We start from the raw sequence: 13,880 nt of genomic DNA on the forward strand, positions 1-13,880 counted from the left end.
GGCCTCCACCTTCCTGGCCATGCTCGGCATCGCCTGCATCCTCATCTGCTACAAGCACCTGGCCAAGCATGCCGATGGCTTTTGAGATGAGCTCTGAACGGGCCGCGTTATTTGTGAAGTCGATGTGCTCGGACCGTACTTCTGCTACTTTCTGGTGTTAATGGGGGGTAAGTGGCGGAAGCTATCCGATGTATTCGCGTAAAGACTTGGAACTCGCAGTCTGGTTGGTTAAAGTTAGGGGGTCGCCCGCTGGGGGTGGCCTTTGTTTTGAAGGAGTTCTTTGTGGTTCGATCGCGGATAATCGCACTAATGCTGATGGTGCCTTTCTTTCTCCTAGGGGGTGCCTCAGTTGCGTCCGCAACGCCCGCCCAGGCCGACGAGTGGACCTGTGATGGTGAGGTCTGTGCGAGGTTCATACCGGAAGGGGCGCCCGTTCCTCTTGATGCAAAGGGATGCAACCAGTCCACCTGTATCAACGTGATCGGGAATGCCAGTCGGTACTCTGCGATCGGATCTCATAGTGAGTATGGGCATGTGGAGATCTGGGGTCCGGGAATGCCCAGGAAGGTCGGACCCACGGGAAGTCGGCCCACCGTTAGTGGCTCTGGAAGTGGTCCGGGTCAGGCGTGTGCTCGGGGGTGGCGGAACACAGGTAGTGGCCATGTGAGTATTGGTCTGCCCTGTGTCACGGTGGGCTAAGGAATAGAGTCGTCTCGGGTTGAAGTCGGCTACCGGGCCAGTGCCGACTATCGGTCCGAGGCGGGAGAACCACGATCGACTTCCAGGTCGTTGTGATCGAACACGTTCGACAGGGCTCTGTTGGTCATGTACCATGAGTGTCAACGGAGTCATTGTGCCCCCGACCGGGAAGCCGGCGGGGGCATTCGTCGTTCAGGAGCCCCCATGCGCCCCGTACCCCTGATCCACGGCAACCTCGTCAACGCCGACGAGGCCGCCCTACTCCTCGGGAAGGCGCCCCGCACCGTCCGGTCGTACTCCACCCCGTGAGCCCCACGCACGTGGGGACGACCGGAGACAGCTGGCTTCCGTGCTGATCGACTGGAACATGGAGGAGTACGTGGGCAATCAGACCCCTCGAGCCGTGGTCGAGAACCAGGGTGACATCGTCATCGTCTTTACGGTGTCGTGAGCTGATCGACCAGGAAGCGGCCCCACGTCGCTCCGTGGGGCCGCTTGCTCGTTAGGGCCCGAAGCTGCGGGGGCCAGGGCGTTCCCTCAATGTGCTGTGCCCAGATGAAGAACAGGCTGCCCCTCTCCGGGGACTTATGTGGCGCACTGCGCGGAAACCCTCCGCGACCTCCACGACCGCCTCGGCCTCCTCCTAGGTCCTACTTGCGGCGTGCGATGATGAGCCCGTCCCAGCCCTTCAGCCCGACAGTCTGCAAGGCTGTGGCCTCCAACCCAGGATTGCGGGAGATATCGTCGACTACCTCACGCACCCCGTGCACACGCGCGTCATTCGTGTCAGGTTGGACAACGGCCCCGTCACGGACGACGTTGTCGATCACGATGATCGCGCCGGATCGGGTCAGTTCCAGCGCCGCTTCGAGATAACGGGGATTGCTGGGCTTGTCCGCGTCGATGAACACGAGGTCGAAGGGAGGCGCGCCGGAGTCGATGAGTTCACGTGCTGAGTCTGCGGCTGGTCCTACCCTGACTTCCACACGGTCTTGGACCTCGGCGCGTGCGATGTTCTCGCGCGCGATGGCGGCGTTCTGCTCCTCGAGCTCCAGCGTGATGACGTTGCCGTCGTCGCCGACGGCACGAGCGAACCAGATCGTCGAGTAGCCCGCCAGGGTACCGAATTCCAGGACTCGCTTCGCCCCAGCGATCTGGACAAGCAGTCCGAGTAGCGCTCCGTGGTTGGCCGCTACCTCCGCGTTGGGCATCGTCGTGGTGGCCCCGGACTCGCGTGCCGCGACCAGGGCCTCATCCTCGCTTACGAGGGCTTCTATGAAGTAGTCATCGACATCACGCCACGCCGATGTTGATTCGTAACGGTTCACGGGGGTTTGTTGAGGGGTATCTCTGTTCACCCCCGCAGTATGCCAGGGCCAAAGAGGGTGGTTCGGAGAGGAAGGTCATACCCTTCCAGCTCTCGGCGAGTCGTTAGCAAGCGATTCGTCTCGATGTTCCTTGCCCCTGATCAGTTCCCTGGAGCCGACGAACCCGGGGGCGGCCGCGCACGTGGGGATGGGCCGGGCTGGAAGCCATCCATCGCACCGTTCTGAGGAGGGGTGTCGTAACGACCACTAAAACTCGAGTCGCTTGGCAAGACCCGGCATTGGGGGTGCTACTTGGTGCGAACCGCATCCAGAAGGGCGGCGGTCCACTCAGAGGCGTGAACCCTCACGGTGCCGAGGTCGCGGTTCTGGGTGTCGCGAAGCTGGGTGGCTCGGCCTTCCGAGACTTCGACACAGTAGCCGCCGGTTCCGTCACTGTAACTGGACGGGTGGTAATCACTCATGCGATGTCAACGCTCTCGCACTCTTGGGCGTTCTCCAGGAAGAGAGCGTTGCGCCAGTCGTTGAGTGCCACGACCCGGCAGGGAGGACACAACCCAGGGCGCTTTCGAGGGGAGGACCGTTGTTGCTCGCGTTGGAGGACGGCGCCGAGGGGTGAGCCTCACGCACGTGGGGATGGACCGTCGAGCGCGGCCGACAGCGCCGCCTTCACCCAGTGAGCCACATGCGAGTGGGGATGGACCGCGCGCTCCCGTCAGCCAGTCATGCGATGAGCAGTGAGCCCCACGCGCGTGGGGATGGACCGCTCAACGGCAGTTTCGAGGAGCGCGCGGCCGGGTCAGCCCCGTGCACGTGGGGATGGACCGTGATCCGCGACCTGGGCCGGGGTCAGGCTGAGGTGAGTCCCGCGCACGTGGGGCTGGGCCGGGCTGGAAGCCATCCATCGCACCGTTCTGAGGAGGGGTGTCGTCACGACCACTAAAACTCGAGTCGCTTGGCAAGACCCGGCATTGGGGGTGCTACTTGGTGCGAACCGCATCCAGAAGGGCGGTCCACTCAGAGGCGTGAACCCTCACGGTGCCGAGGTCGCGGTTCTGGGTGTCGCGAATCAGAGTGGTCGGCCCTTCGGCGACCTCCACACAGTTCTGGGCGCCGGTGCTGTAGCTGGACTTGTGCCAGTCACTCATACTTCTGCCTCGTTTCCTTCAAGAAGGCGATGCTCTGTTGGGGAGACCGGGCGGTCGCCTGCAGCGTGCTGAACAGGATGCCGAAGTTGCGCACGTCATGCGCGGTATCGGACTGCGAGCCACCGTAGATGGACTCGACATGCACCATATCGGGAGCGCCAGAGGCCGTGATCAACGTGAACGGCCCATCGAGCCCGGCGTGCGGGTGCTGGTCCCATCCGTGCATCTGGAGCACGACCCGGCGCTCCTCTGCGAGCTTGATGATGGCGTCGATCTGATCGCGCATGATCTCAGATGGACCAATCGGGCGGACCACAGTGATGTCGTCCAGTACGACGTGGTACTGGGGGCCTTCTTCCCGAAGAAGGTCCTTCCTCCACTGCGTTCGGAAGTCCACCCGCTGCTGAATCTCTTTTTTGGAGAGCCAAGGGCCGCCTGAGGAGATAGCTGCCCTGGCGTACTCCGGTTGTTGGAGGGGGCCTGGGAACAGCGAGGCTTGGTACTCGCGAACCATGTCCGAGTCGATCTGTGTTCGATGCAGATTCCCCAGCCAGTCAACTCGACCTGCCTGGTAAATCTCCTCGTACAAACGAACGAGGCGCTGCCTTGCGGCGAGAAAATCGTCTACTTCAGGGACGACTGATGCGTCCAGTTTCCTCCTTCCATTCTCGATGTGAGAGATATGCCCAACCGAGACGCCCAGCTTGCGGGCGAGCGCGGGTTGCTTCTTCCCAGAGCGCAGGCGTGCTGCGGCCAGGGCTTGGCCGAACCTACCATGCCGTGGATCAATCGCTTCCATAGCGTCATGATCGCAGATGGCTTGTCTGAAGTCGACCGAATCTTGTCTTTTCTTGCTTGCGGCTATGCATGAATGACCACCTCTCGATCATCCCTTCTCTCTGTTGGCTGGAGATGCGAACGTGTGTTTACGCATCAGCTTCCTGTGAATGGCAAACCACAGATAGTGCGAAAACTGGACATAAGGCATAAAAATGCCGCGAGGGTCGAACTGAGAAGGCGCGGCCACCGGGGCGGGTGAGTGCCTACCCCGATATGACCGAGGTGAGACATATGCAGGCCAACCAGGAGACACCGGTGTCGCCGGTTGTTCCCGGGCGCTTTCCTCGGGTGCTCCGGTTCGAGCAGGCCGCCCGTCACGGCATTCTGCTCGGTCCCAGCCGTGAGTACCGGGCCCTGTCGTCTTGGTGTCGGAGCGTGCTCCCCGTCCAGGGCACGCGGTTGGCTCGTATCGCTCGCATCCTGGTCACGAACTCCCATCAGCACTCCCGGTCGGGTCTGCCCGGCCGGACCGTACGCGTCGTTCTGGACCAGACCCACCCCAAGCTCCCGTGCTTGTACGTGACCGACCAGGGACCACGCACAACCACTGCTCCCGAGCACCCCCGGTTGGACCCCGGAGTGCACGTGTCTGGGCTCGCGGTCCTGGACCGCCTCGCCTTCTCCTGGTCGCCCTCGTGGACTTGGGACGGCGACCGCGTCCAACAGACCACTGTCGAAGCCGTCCTCGACCTCAACTAGCCCACACACCGCGCTTCCCTCAGAACACACAGATACAGAGCCCCAAGCCCGAGCACCCGGCGCAACGCCCACCGCCCGGGGCCGACTCAGTCAACCCAATAAACACCTCCGAGAAAGCAGAACCATGAACCCCGACCACCTGAGGCCCCCGCCCGAATGGCCCACCCAAGCGCCCGGAACCCCCCGTGGCCACCTGCGAGGACCTGTCATTCCTTCGCCTCGCAGGCCCGTCGATACCGTCCCGGTGGAGGTCCTGCGCAAAGTCCTGGCCGGGCTGCGACGCCTGGAGGTGACCTCGTGAGGCCCGCTCCGCCGTTCTCCCCTGAGCTGGCTCGCCGTGAGGTGGTGGCTCCGGTGGCGAGTTTCATCAAGCCGTTCCACTCGCACTACTTCTCCCGCACCGTGGGACCTCCGTACCGCAAGCGGCAGTACTCCTTCGCTGGGCTGCCTGGGTTGATGCCGTTGGTACGGGCGTTCTTGGACACCAGCGCGGCGGAGCGGTGTGAGGAGTTCCAGTTCCTGTTCACCCTGCTCGGGTCGGAGTTGGCGAACAACGCGATCGCCCACTCACGGTCGAGCGAGCGGGGCAGCACCTACACGTTGACGGTGGATCGGGGTGCTAAGGGGATGACGTTGATCTGCCGTGACCAGGGCAGCCGTCTGCCGCAGGAGAAGGGCACCTTCACCGCCGCCACGTTCGAGGAGATCGAGGCGGGCACTGCGACGGGTCGGGGGTTGGCGCTGATCGACGCGTTGGCGGACCGGTGGGGAGACAACGGCGATCCGAAGTTCCGGCAGGTGTGGTTCTTCCTGGCCTACGACCTGACCGACAACCCGTGGATGCAGATCGACACCGAAGACACCGAAAACTTCCTCAAGAACGAGGTGGAGTGCTGATGTTGGACATCGACACCAGGGACCTGCTCGAAAGCGCCGAAAACGCCCTCACCGCCCCCGGACACCTGACGCCCGCGCAGGAGGACGTGTGGCACAACCACACCCTGCGCAACCGCATCCCCATGATCCAAGAGGCGCTGCGTATCGCCCGCGAAGAAGGCGACGCCGAACGGGCCATGCAGCTCATCGACCAGGCCGTACACGACTACCCCGCACCCACCCGGGTCCCTGGCAACAGGCCGGTCCCGGGGTCCCGGCTTCTCTCCCAGCGCCACCGCGCCGACCACAACGACGACCCGGAGCCCCCGAACGCCGCCTGAGCGCTCCGCGCTGTTCGAAGGCGTTCATGAAAAAGGCTCTGGCGGGTGCGTCAACACCCCCAGAGCAGGCCGACAACCACCGATCCGTTGAAGAGAAAGCGATTGCCGACATGGCTATTGTGCCGCACACCCCTGCCCTGAACCACACGAACAACCCTCCCAATGATGGGCTGCGGTGGGAGTGCCGGGTCTACCCCGGACAGCTCTCCCAGACGAGTCAGGTTCGAGCGGACCTGGACACCGACCTCAACCGCCTGGTCTTCCTCCCGGGCGAGGCGCGGGAGGAGATGGTGTTGTGCGTCAGCGAGATGTTCGCCAACGCCTGCGAGCACTCCCGTTCGGGACGGGACCCGGAGGGAAGGGTGGTCCGCACGCTGGAGTCGCCGGTCCCGGGCCTGGTGAGGGTGTCGATCATCGACGACGGCTCCAGGACGGACACCGCCGTGGGCTCCCTCCCGAGGGTTCCGCGCAGGCGCACCCGCAAGGACTGGGAGGAGGCAGAGCGCGGACGGGGTCTGCTGATGGTCGGCCATCTCGCGTCCCGGTGGGGGTTCCGGCCGGTGCTGGACTTCCCCTTCTGCGAAGGGCTCGGCACGGTCATCTGGGCCGAGTTCACCCTCCCGCGGACGACCAACCACGGCACCGTCGCGGGCGGGGGCACTCGGTGACCAGTCACCAGGTCAGCCCCGGGGTGCGGTCGGTCCTGACCGCACCCCGAGGCCAACGCTTTCATCGTCCTGCTCGCCCTCAGCGGATCGGCGCGGTCTCCTCGGAGTCGCACCAGGATCGTCAGGAGCGGCTGTTGCGTCAGATGGGCGACAACCCCCGGGTCGCGTACATGCTCCGGCACGGTCCCGTCCCGCACTGGGTCAAGGTCGCCCGCCAACACCGCGAGCAAGCCGCCCGTGAGGCAAGGCAGGCCGCCGCCGATGCCCAATGCGAGCTGACCGAGACGAAGCCGGTGCGCACCCGGGGACGTCACCGGGCCCCGCGCCGTTGGTGGGGATGGCTCGCCACCACCTTGGGCCTCGCCTTTCTCCGCAAGGACGACTAGAACACTGCTGCACCGCCACACTGGTCCCATGACTCATCAGAGCCCTCTGTATCTCCTTGTCTCCGGCGCCTCTGCCGGAGACAACGGCCCGGTGACCGAACTCGTGAGACTCCTCCAGGACCAGTCCTGGAGGGTCATGGTCCTGTCTACCCCCACCGGCGCCCGCTTCCACGACCTGGAAGCGCTCTCCGATCTCACGGGTGAGCCGGTTCGAGTCGAGTTCCGTTTGCCGGGGAGCGGCTACAGCCTGCCGCCCGGTGCCGCCGTCATCGCCTGTCCATGGTCGTTCAACTCGACGAACAAACTGGCCCTGGGCCTGGCAGACAACTTCGCCGTCGCGCTGGCCTGCGAGATGATCGGGCGTAGTGTTCCCACGTTGGTCGTTCCGAAGACCGGAGCGCCGCTCGCGGCCCACCCGGCCTTCGAGAGGAGCCTCCGGGAACTGGATCAGATGCCGTCGGTGTCAGTGCTCCGAGGCGAGGGTGGGTTGCCGCCGTGGCAGGAGGTCGTGGAAGCTCTCTCCAGCCGGATTCGAGGCTCGGGGTGAGCGGATTCCCCGGCGTTCGTGTGACTTCCCCGAACGGCCCCGCCCGACAGGACGGACTCGGTACGCTCCCCGAGATCGAGAACTGTGGGGAGTAGGGGGACGTCTCCGGTGCGAGAGATCGAAACGAAGTACAGGGTGGGGGACACCGAGACACTGTTGGCGGCGCTGAAATCCGCAGGGGTGGAGCTGGGTGACGTTCACCTCCAAGACGACCTCGCGTACGCGCCCGCAGGGTGGGGCCCCGAGCAGGGGAAGGTGGGCTATACCTTCGCGCGGTTGCGGACCCAGGACGGTGATCATGTGCTGACCACCAAGACCCCGGTGGCGAACGTGATGGAATGCGTCGAGTACGAGACCGGGGTGGAGGACCGCGAGCAGACGCACTGCGTGTTGGTCGCCCTGGGGTATGAGCCCTCGGTCCGCATCGTCAAGGAACGGCGTTCGGGGCGCAGCGGCGACATGGCTGTGTGCGTGGACGTCGTCAAGGGGGCGGGGACGTTTCTGGAGTTGGAGCTGGTGGTGGACGACGACCGTGATGGCGTTCGGGCGCAGTCGGAGATGGACGCTTGGGCGCAGCGGCTCGGGGTCGCCCTGGAACGGACCGCGGATACCTATGACACCCTGGTGCGCGGTGGTGATGTCGGCTGAGGGTGGGGTTGGTCCCGGCGTGGTCGGTTCGACGCGAGTCGAAGGTTAAGCGGAGATAACGGCCCGCGTTGTCGCAGGTCGTTAAGGTGAGCCCCACGCACGTGGGGATGGACCCCGCCCCCGACACGGTGTTCGTGGCCAGCCTCTGTGAGCCCCACGCACGTGGGGATGGACCGACGGCAGCTGGGTCTACCTGCTAGAGCGGGGAGTGAGCCCCACGCACGTGGGGATGGACCGTCGGCGGGGAACTCCCTCAGGTGCGCCTTGAGTGAGCCCCACGCACGTGGGGATGGACCGGCGAGCTGCCCCCCACAGGTCGGTGGTCCTGAGTGAGCCCCACGCACGTGGGGATGGACCGGCGAGCTGCCCCCCACAGGTCGGTGGTCCTGAGTGAGCCCCACGCACGTGGGGATGGACCGGGCTCGAACTCGAACTCCTCCTCTTCGGTGGTGTGAGCCCCACGCACGTGGGGATGGACCGCGGTCCGCGAGTTCTTCTGCCCGGTCGTTGCTGTGAGCCCCACGCACGTGGGGATGGACCGGCGCACTGGACCATCTCGGCGTTCCTGGCCGTGTGAGCCCCACGCACGTGGGGATGGACCGAAAGCACAGTCCACCACCCCACAGGCCGTGCAGTGAGCCCCACGCACGTGGGGATGGACCGTCTTCCCCGTCCACCTCGGTGAGTTCGGTGTCGTGAGCCCCACGCACGTGGGGATGGACCGACGTCGAGGTCACCCATGGAGCCTCCTTCCTTGTGAGCCCCACGCACGTGGGGATGGACCGTGCTCTCGAGCTCGGCGACCCTGCCTCGGCTCGTGAGCCCCACGCACGTGGGGATGGACCGTTCAGCGTCCCCGACGCGGAACTGCCCCCGGCGTGAGCCCCACGCACGTGGGGATGGACCTCCGGCGGCCCGGAGCGCGTCCGCGTAGGCGTTGTGAGCCCCACGCACGTGGGGATGGACCGGTCAGTCCCGGCCTTCGTTCGGTCCTCGCGGTGTGAGCCCCACGCACGTGGGGATGGACCGGCCGTGGTCTTCGGCGTACAGGCCCGCGCGACGTGAGCCCCACGCACGTGGGGATGGACCCGAACTGGTCGATGTTCGGATGGGACGCCAGGGTGAGCCCCACGCACGTGGGGATGGACCGGTGAGCCCGGAGTCCTTCGTCCACTGCCCGTGGTGAGCCCCACGCACGTGGGGATGGACCTGGATGCAGAACAACGAACAGGTCGTGACGGCCGTGAGCCCCACGCACGTGGGGATGGACCGCTCGTGAGCGTCGGGGTCCTTCCACCCGATTCGTGAGCCCCACGCACGTGGGGATGGACCGATGGGGATCGCGAACCGATTCTGATCTGAACCGTGAGCCCCACGCACGTGGGGATGGACCGCTCCACAGCCTCGGCAGCCATGCGGGTGATGCGTGAGCCCCACGCACGTGGGGATGGACCGGCGCGGTCGACTACCTCAAAGGTGCCGCTCGCGTGAGCCCCACGCACGTGGGGATGGACCGAGGCCGCCACCGGCGCACCCAACCCCGCCTCTGTGAGCCCCACGCACGTGGGGATGGACCGGGGGCGCCCACGATGGCGCTTCGTTCTCTACTGTGAGCCCCACGCACGTGGGGAAAGACCGCACATCACGGTCGGAGGCACTCGGTTTAGTGGGCCGTTCCCCTGCGAGTCGGTCCTCCATTCCGTCTCGCAGGGGTCTTCCGACCTGTTCACGTCTCACGGGGCATGGTCCATAGGGCGTGCTGGGGGCCGTGGAGCCACACTGTTTGCCAGCCCCGGTCGAGGTCAACGGTCAGGCCGAAGTCGGACACGTCGGGCTGATCCCAGCGGTTCCACTGCTCCCAGGCAGCCGCTGCTTCGTCGGCCAAGCGCCGACCGCTGCCCTGCTCCACGCGGCCGTCCGCGTGGAGCCGTGCCCACCCTGGTTCGGCGGAGGTCGAGGCCACCCAAACGTAAGGTTCGGTACCGCCCTCTTCCATGCCCATCCCGAACTTCCAGTGTGGCATCAGCAAGGACAGCAGCAGGGACCGCTCGCCGTCGAGCCAGGGGCCTCGCGGGTCGTGGAGCTGCTGGTCGGTGCTCTCGGCCAGCGCCCCCTGATGTGGAGGCGGCGTTCCTCCCGGGTCGCGCTGACCGCGCGCCCACATGAAGGACAGCCCTCCCTCGAACTTGCCTTCGGCGCGCTCTGCGTGCACGTCCAGGACAGCGAGCACCCCGCCCGGCGCCCCCGGGGTCGGCGCCCATGGCGTGACGATCCGGCCTCCGAGCCGCGTCTGCCGCACCCACGCCTGCGGCACTCGGGACACGGAACAGGTGGCGATGATCCGGTCGTACGCCGGGGGACGACCCGCCGCGTAGGTCTCGGCGTCCCCAGCAAGGACGGTCGGACTGGCACCGTGGGTGTGGAGGGCGTCCTGCGCAGTGGCGGCGATGCCCCTGTCGATCTCGATGGTGGTGACCTGGCTGGAACCGAGCATCTGGCAGAGGAGGGCCGCGTTGTATCCAGTACCGGTGCCGACTTCCAGGACTCGGTGGGCGGGGGAGAGATCGGCCGTGGTGAGCATTCTCGCCATGACGGACGGAGCCGAGGATGATGAGGACGCGATCCCCATGCCGCCCTCGCGGCCATCGTCCCGCTGAGTGGTGAGTGCCTGGTCCGAGTACGCGACCCGCATCCAGGCTTCCGGGTCAGCGGCACGGTCGTACCGCGTGCGGTCCGGGCTCCACATGACGTCGGGGAGGAACCGGTGCCGGGGGACGCTCGCGAACAACCGTCGGATGTGCTCGGGGGCGGGGAGTCTGGCGGCGAGGGCCGAAGGAATGTACTCCATGGTGTCGTTCTGCCCCATCAGACGGACCCCTTCCCGCTGCATCCGGGGCAGGACACCCACCGCCGGATGGCCTTGCCGGGGGTCTGCCCGTCCACGGTCTCCCACCAGCCTCGCTCCCCGTTGCACATGCCGCACGTTCCGGATACGGGCGACTGGGGGGCAGCGGTCGTGTGGCGGGGCGTGGGGTTCTGGGGTGTGATCGGGTGAGTGGGGGCGATAGTCGACACAATGCTTTCCTTCTATTGGAGGTGTTCGGGGGCGGGGCGTCGGCAAGACCGGCCCGTTTGCCGGATCGCTCCAGCCAGGCCGCAGCGCCGGTGATGCGGGCCCCGGCGCAGCTGGAGCCATAACCGGCCTCGGTCAGGTTGATCAGCGGTGTGGTGTCGCTGTTCTCGATGAGTCGAACATCCAGGGCGAAAATGGGAGCAGCGGTGGCCGGGCGCGTGTCCGGTACGGGCTGCAAGAGTGGCTCCTTCGTCCCACCGTGGCGCTACACGGGAAACTTTAGGCAGACCAAAGAATCGGCTGAAGGGCTTTCTCGGGTGCGAATAAATTCGCGCTACGGAATGTTCTATTTAGCGCCAGATCGGAACTCTCGGGCGAGTTCTGACAGGAAAGAGCGCATGGCGTCGTCGGTGAGCGCGTGTGCGTGGAAGAAGTCGAAGATCTCCCGGCTGTAGGAGATGTCCTTGGGATCGCGCAGTGCCAGCTCCCCGGTGAAGACCTCGACGGTCACCAGACGGTCGTCGTAGAGGGTGAAGCCGTTGAGCGGGCCGCTGGGTACCGGAGAGTGCGCCGACACCACGGCGATCTCCACCGTCGGTAGTTCGCTGAGCGAGGCGATCCTGTCCATCTGTAGAGCCATGATCGCGGGTGAACACAGGGGCCAGCGCAGGGCCGCCTCGGTGAGCACGAACACGAACCGCTTTCCGTGACCGTAGAGGACCTGTTGGCGCTCAAGACGACGGGCCAGGGCCGACTGCCACTCCGCGCCCCGGTTGACCAGGGGGTGGGTCAGGGTCTGCCGGGCGTACTCGGGAGTCTGGAGCAGCCCGGTGATCATGCAGGGCAGAAAGTAACGGATCGCGGTGGCGGAGGATTCCACCGCTGCCAGGTCGCGCTGGAGCTCACCCAAGCCTCGCTGGAGGGCAGTGCGAAAGCCCTGGTAGTCGGAGTTAGCGACCCGAGCCAGCTCCAGAAGACGAGCCCCGTCTTCACCTGCGGTGGGCACTTCCAGGGCAGTGAGGATGCGCTCGACGTTCACCACGGAGGGGCGAACGCGGTTGTTCTCGATCTTGCTGACCTTGGCCTGGCTCATCCCCGTGCGAGCGGCGAGGCTGGCGCCGGTCAGACCGGCAGCGCGGCGCAGGCGACGCAGTGCGTCGGCGAGTTCATCGCGCTGCCGGTCGGCGTGTTCGGGCTCAAGGGTCAAGCGGTGCGGCCTTGTAGTAATCGGTGAAGGGGATGGCGTGTTCCAGTGCCAGTTCCTTGCGCCGGACGTAGGGGGCGGGGTCGGCGCCCTCCAGGAGTTCCCGGCCGGTCTGGGTGCCGTCGGCAGCGTAGTGCATCAGCACTACGTACTGGTCGTCGAAGAGCCAGAAGTCCTGCTGGGGTAGCCCGGGGTCAGGGGTGGTGGCGAAGTCCAGGATGTTGACCTCTTCTCCCGCAGCGACGCTGAATGCGTACCCCCACTCGAACTGGAACCTCAGATGGTCGTTGAGCGGACTGGTGAGGCTGTGGACCCGGCGCATCCTTCGGCCAGCCTCGACGTGCTCACGAACCCGGATCAGGTAGGTGTCGGTGTGTAGCTCCTGAGCCGGGCGGGACTCGCCGGCCAGGAACTGGCGTAGCTCGTCCTCCTCCTCGGGCACCCTGTAGCTGGGCAGTGTTTCGAGCCTGAACGCCTCCCTCTGGAAGGAATGGAAGAACTCTTGCCAGGCTTCACCCTCCAAGCGCACGGGCGGCCTCCTCAATCAGGTGGGCTGGGATCTGCACAGCCACCTCTCCTTCGGAGAAGGTCAGCCCTTCCGTGCTGGTCAGCAGCGGTCCCTGCACAATGACGAATCCGTCTCCACTCGTGTAGACCCCGGGGCAGTCATTGCGGTTACAGTCACCAGAAAGTTTCTGAAGTGCCACGAAACATCCTTTCCGTCCAGCACAATGCGAAATTCACGGTAGAGAGCGCAGGGAGGGTGGTCAAGCTTTTCGGGAATATTCGGGCTCGCGAATAAGGGGCGGAGTGTGGTGCTCGCGGCCTGCTTCGACATCTCTCGCCCAGCCCTGGGTCGAGACCGCAACGGAAGAAGACTTCCCAGATCCTCCTACCAGAAGGAAGTGTCCACGCCTCGGCCGATGCCAGCGGCCGCCTGCCTATCGCGGACCGGACGGCCGCCCGAGCAGCGTGCGCCTTTAGGCTCGGTGCAGCGGCGGTGGCCGCCCCGGGTACGAATCGAGGACAGCTCGCCCGTATAGGGCCCCGCTGGCTTCTTCGAGTGGCGTGTGGCGAGCAGGCTCATGGGCGAACCGCCTGCGCCAGAAGGCATGGGAACGCCCGGACACAGCGTGTGCGGGTCGCACTGGTCCAGTGTCCGGCGCGATCCCGGATACACATGGTGCTGACGAGCAACGGAACACCCGGCCGCGCACCCGCGCTGGCGTAGGCCCCAGGCTGTCAAGGCCAACCCCGACAAAGCACAGGCCGAGATCCGTCTCACCCTCACCTGACGGGAATCATCTTGGAGGAGTCTCCATCCCGATCCTCTAGATGAGTGATTCCAAGGGGTCAGTGATCGTAAGCGGTCAATGAGCGTAGGACCGGCTGGCCGGTGCGGTCGTTGTGCCAGACCACGGCGGTC

At 65.6% G+C, this 13,880-nt stretch carries 14 protein-coding genes and 1 CRISPR repeat array; of the genes, 7 read left to right on the forward strand and 7 right to left on the reverse strand.

Annotated elements, in window-relative coordinates:
- Positions 1-1,349: 1,349 nt before the first annotated feature.
- From ACFYL4_RS27175 to ACFYL4_RS27190, 4 genes are all read right to left on the reverse strand, one after another.
- Positions 1,350-2,027, reverse strand: coding sequence for an O-methyltransferase (locus ACFYL4_RS27175; RefSeq protein ID WP_387522199.1), 678 nt, complete (start codon positions 2,025-2,027; stop codon positions 1,350-1,352).
- A gap of 287 nt (positions 2,028-2,314) precedes the next feature.
- Positions 2,315-2,488: a DUF397 domain-containing protein gene (locus tag ACFYL4_RS27180; protein WP_387522201.1), complete on the reverse strand. Its 174-nt coding sequence runs from the start codon at positions 2,486-2,488 to the stop codon at positions 2,315-2,317.
- A 516-nt stretch (positions 2,489-3,004) separates the two neighbouring features.
- Positions 3,005-3,172, reverse strand: coding sequence for a DUF397 domain-containing protein (locus ACFYL4_RS27185; protein ID WP_387522203.1), 168 nt, complete (start codon positions 3,170-3,172; stop codon positions 3,005-3,007).
- A complete protein-coding gene (locus ACFYL4_RS27190; RefSeq protein ID WP_387522205.1) occupies positions 3,165-3,971 on the reverse strand; it encodes a helix-turn-helix domain-containing protein in 807 nt (268 codons plus the stop codon). Before ACFYL4_RS27190 ends, ACFYL4_RS27185 begins: the two co-directional genes overlap by 8 nt.
- A gap of 272 nt (positions 3,972-4,243) precedes the next feature.
- Here ACFYL4_RS27190 and ACFYL4_RS27195 point away from each other — a divergent pair, with 272 nt between their 5' ends.
- From ACFYL4_RS27195 to ACFYL4_RS27225, 7 genes are all read left to right on the forward strand, one after another.
- Positions 4,244-4,711 carry a hypothetical protein gene (locus ACFYL4_RS27195; protein WP_387522206.1) on the forward strand — a complete coding sequence of 156 codons (468 nt, stop codon included), beginning with the start codon at positions 4,244-4,246 and terminating at the stop codon, positions 4,709-4,711.
- A gap of 354 nt (positions 4,712-5,065) precedes the next feature.
- Positions 5,066-5,608 (forward strand): ATP-binding protein, encoded by a 543-nt coding sequence (locus tag ACFYL4_RS27200; protein WP_387522208.1) that lies wholly within the window; start codon positions 5,066-5,068, stop codon positions 5,606-5,608.
- Positions 5,608-5,928, forward strand: coding sequence for a hypothetical protein (locus ACFYL4_RS27205; protein WP_387522209.1), 321 nt, complete (start codon positions 5,608-5,610; stop codon positions 5,926-5,928). Before ACFYL4_RS27200 ends, ACFYL4_RS27205 begins: the two co-directional genes overlap by 1 nt.
- Positions 5,929-6,038: 110 nt before the next feature.
- Positions 6,039-6,596, forward strand: coding sequence for an ATP-binding protein (locus ACFYL4_RS27210; RefSeq protein ID WP_387522211.1), 558 nt, complete (start codon positions 6,039-6,041; stop codon positions 6,594-6,596).
- A complete protein-coding gene (locus ACFYL4_RS27215; RefSeq protein WP_387522212.1) occupies positions 6,593-6,982 on the forward strand; it encodes a hypothetical protein in 390 nt (129 codons plus the stop codon). Before ACFYL4_RS27210 ends, ACFYL4_RS27215 begins: the two co-directional genes overlap by 4 nt.
- Before the next feature lie 28 nt (positions 6,983-7,010).
- Positions 7,011-7,529: a flavoprotein gene (locus ACFYL4_RS27220; RefSeq protein WP_387522214.1), complete on the forward strand. Its 519-nt coding sequence runs from the start codon at positions 7,011-7,013 to the stop codon at positions 7,527-7,529.
- 108 nt (positions 7,530-7,637) lie between these two features.
- Positions 7,638-8,177, forward strand: a complete 540-nt coding sequence (locus ACFYL4_RS27225; RefSeq protein WP_387522215.1) for a class IV adenylate cyclase — start codon at positions 7,638-7,640, stop codon at positions 8,175-8,177.
- Positions 8,178-8,263: 86 nt separating this feature from the next.
- Positions 8,264-9,815: direct repeats of the CRISPR family, unit length 28 nt; unit sequence GTGAGCCCCACGCACGTGGGGATGGACC.
- 88 nt (positions 9,816-9,903) lie between these two features.
- Here ACFYL4_RS27225 and ACFYL4_RS27230 read toward each other — a convergent pair.
- The 3 genes from ACFYL4_RS27230 to ACFYL4_RS27240 form a co-directional block, all read right to left on the reverse strand.
- Positions 9,904-11,043: a methyltransferase domain-containing protein gene (locus tag ACFYL4_RS27230; protein ID WP_387522217.1), complete on the reverse strand. Its 1,140-nt coding sequence runs from the start codon at positions 11,041-11,043 to the stop codon at positions 9,904-9,906.
- Positions 11,044-11,596: 553 nt separating this feature from the next.
- Positions 11,597-12,457, reverse strand: coding sequence for a helix-turn-helix domain-containing protein (locus ACFYL4_RS27235; protein WP_387522219.1), 861 nt, complete (start codon positions 12,455-12,457; stop codon positions 11,597-11,599).
- Positions 12,447-12,983, reverse strand: a complete 537-nt coding sequence (locus tag ACFYL4_RS27240) for a DUF6879 family protein (RefSeq protein WP_387522221.1) — start codon at positions 12,981-12,983, stop codon at positions 12,447-12,449. The genes ACFYL4_RS27235 and ACFYL4_RS27240 overlap by 11 nt, the downstream gene beginning before the upstream one ends.
- Positions 12,984-13,880: the final 897 nt, after the last annotated feature.

It is taken from the genome of Nocardiopsis sp. NPDC006938, assembly GCF_042869555.1.
Classification (GTDB): domain Bacteria; phylum Actinomycetota; class Actinomycetes; order Streptosporangiales; family Streptosporangiaceae; genus Nocardiopsis.